At 73.8% G+C, this 2,775-nt stretch carries 3 protein-coding genes; all 3 read right to left on the reverse strand.

The features are described 5' to 3' along the window. On the reverse strand, positions 1-1,237 hold a 1,237-nt coding region (gene asnB / locus L2I40_RS21500), incomplete at its 3' end, for an asparagine synthase (glutamine-hydrolyzing) (protein ID WP_237217268.1). 57 nt (positions 1,238-1,294) lie between these two features. Next, entirely contained in the window at positions 1,295-2,317 is a 1,023-nt protein-coding gene (locus tag L2I40_RS21505) for a glycosyltransferase (protein ID WP_237217270.1), read from the reverse strand. Between the two features lie 144 nt (positions 2,318-2,461). Beyond that, on the reverse strand, positions 2,462-2,775 hold a 314-nt coding region (locus L2I40_RS21510; protein WP_272910994.1), incomplete at its 5' end, for a glycosyltransferase family 9 protein.

The raw sequence follows: 2,775 nt of genomic DNA on the forward strand, positions 1-2,775 counted from the left end.
CGGCGGCGAAGCCGTCGCGCCAAGCCGAGGGCGTGGCGCGCAGCACGTCGCGCACATGGTCGAAGCTGCCGGCCGCGCGGGGCTGGCGGCCGCCGAGCCACCAGGGACGCATGGCGCTGCGGTAGCGGCCATAGCCGCCGAAGATCTCGTCGCCCCCTTCGCCCGACAGCACGACCTTCACCTCCTCACGCGCGCGGCGGGCGAGGAACCAGGAGGGGATGATGGCGTAGTCCGCCGCCGGGTCGTCCATCGCGGCGACGATCTCCGGCAGGTGCTGCCAGACCATCGCCTCGGTGACGGTGACGGTCGCGTGGTCGGCGCCGGTCGCCTGGGCCGCGGCCTCGGCGCCTTGCTGCTCGTCGGCCGCGCCCGCCACGTCGAAGCGCGCGGTGAAGGCCTTCACCGGACGGTCGTTGAGGCGCGCCATCATCGCGAGCACCGCGCCGGAATCGATGCCGCCCGAGAGGAACAGGCCATAGGGCACGTCGCTGCGCTGGTGCAGCCGCACGCTCTCCTCGAAGGCGGCGTCGAAGCGGGCGAGGGCGTCCTCCGCGGTGATCGGCTGCGGCCCACCCTCCGGCAGCGCGGCTCGGCGCCGGCGCTCGACGATCGCGCCGTCGGAGACGACGACGCTCTCGCCGGGCAGCACGCGCGTGATGCCCTCGAAGATGGTCTCCGCGCCGGTGGTGAATTGCAGCTGCAGCAGCTCGTCGCGCGCCTCGCGCCGGATGCGGGGCTGCACCAGGCCGGCCTCGAGCAGCGCGCGCGGCTGGCTGGCGAAGGCGATGCCGCCCGCGATCTCGGCGAAGTAGAGCGGCTTGATGCCGAAGGGATCGCGGGTGAGGACGAGGCGCCGTGCCTGGCGGTCATGCAGCGCGATGGCGTACATGCCGCGCATCGCGGCCGCGTAGCCGGCGAGGCCGTCGCGCCGGTAGAGATGCAGCGGCGGTTCGCAATCGCTGTTGGTGGCGGTGTTGAAGCCGTTCTCGCTGCGCAGCTCGAGGTAGTTGTAGACCTCGCCATTCGCGACGAGCGCGGCGGGGCCTGCGAAGAGCGGCTGGTCGCCGCCGGCGAGGTCGATGATGGCGAGCCGCGTGTGCGCCAGCCCGACATTGTCGGCGAGATGCAGTCCCGACCCGTCGGGGCCGCGATGCGCGAGCGCGCGGGTCATGGCGCGCAGCACGCCCTCGTCCGGCGTCATGCCCTGCCTGAGTTCGACGCCTGCTATGCCACACATGAGCACGCCTCCGGCGTGACGCCGCACATCGAGAGCATGCTTCCGGCATGACACATGTCAGCCTCGGATCCTGGCAGCGGCCTGCAGGAAAAGCGACCAGGCGGCGAGCACCGGCGCCTCGGCGTAGCGTGTCTCGAACTCGGCGCGCGCGGCGGCGGCGACGGCCTGCGCGCGCGCCGGATCGGCGAGCAGCGCGGCGATGGCGGCGGCCATGGCCGCGTGATCGGCGATGGGAACGAGCATGCCGGTGCGGCCGTCCTCGATCACCTCGCGCGGGCCGTCGGCGGCGGCGGCGACCACGGGGCGCGATGCGGAGAAACCCTCCAGCACGACGTTGCCCAGCGGCTCGATGCGGGAGGGCACGACGAGCATGTCGCTGGCCGCGAGCAGCGCGCCGATGTCGGAGCGCCAGCCGAGGAAGGCGACGCGCGGCGCGACGCCAAGTTCGCGCGCGAGGGCGTCGAGCGCGGTGCGTTCGGGACCTTCGCCGGCGAGTGCCAGATGCACGTCGGGTGGCAGCTGCGCGAGCGCGCGCAGCAGCGTCGCGAAATCCTTGTTGGGATGCAGCCTGCCGAGGGCGAGAAGGACGCGTGCGCCGGCCGGCACGGGCAAGTCGGCGGGTGCAACTGACGAAAAATCGTCGGCGAAGTTCGGCAGGTGCTTCAGGCGCTCGCGCGGCCAGCCCTGCGCGGCGATCCAGTCGCAGAGGCCGCGCGTGTTGGCGGCGAGGATGTCGCAGCCGCGGTAGTAGCGCAGGTCGTATTGCCCGCCGAGCCGGCCGACCAGCGTCCAGGGCGCGCCGCGCGAGGCGCCGCGGCAGAAGGTGGCCGCCCGGTTCATCCAGGCGACGACGACCTGCGGGCGGAAGGCTTCCAGCGTCGCGCGCAGCCGGCGGCCTGTGGTGAGGTCGAGCGCGCCGCCGAAGGGAAGCTCGACCGGCGCGAGGCCGCCGGCGGAGAGGCGTGCTGCGCGATCGGCGTTGCGGCGGATCACGGCGAGCACGGGCAGGCCTGCGCGGTGTTGCGCGAGGGTGAGGCGCTCGAAGAAGGCCTCGGCGCCGCCGTGGACGGCGCCGGCCATGACGTGGGCGACTCGTATTGTGCCCTCAAGCGCCGGGCGCGCGCTCCGCGCGCTTGGCTCGCGCGCCTCAGACATGGTGCGTCCGGCAGCGCGGTCGCTCGGTGCGCGGGCCCGCATTCGCGGGCCTGAGTTGGGGGGCAGGGGTCACGCCGGCACCTGTTGCGCCAACAAGCTCGCCGCCGCCACGACCACGCGCTCGACGGGGAGCGCGGTCATGGTCGTCCGGAACGGCTCGCCATCGGCGGAGACGGCGACGGCGCGTGGGCCGGTCGGGCCGTATTCGCGCGCATCTGACTGCCCGAACAACCCGACCACGGGGGCGCCAGCCGCGGCGGCGAGCTGCATCAGGCCGCTGTCGTTGCCGAGATAGAGCGCGGCGCGGCGCAGCACCGCTGCGACCTCCGGCAGCGTCAGCGTGCCGACGAGGTCCACCGCGCCGGGCAGCGCCGCCAGCACCG

Source organism: Falsiroseomonas oryziterrae, assembly GCF_021864505.1.
Lineage (GTDB): Bacteria > Pseudomonadota > Alphaproteobacteria > Acetobacterales > Acetobacteraceae > Falsiroseomonas > Falsiroseomonas oryziterrae.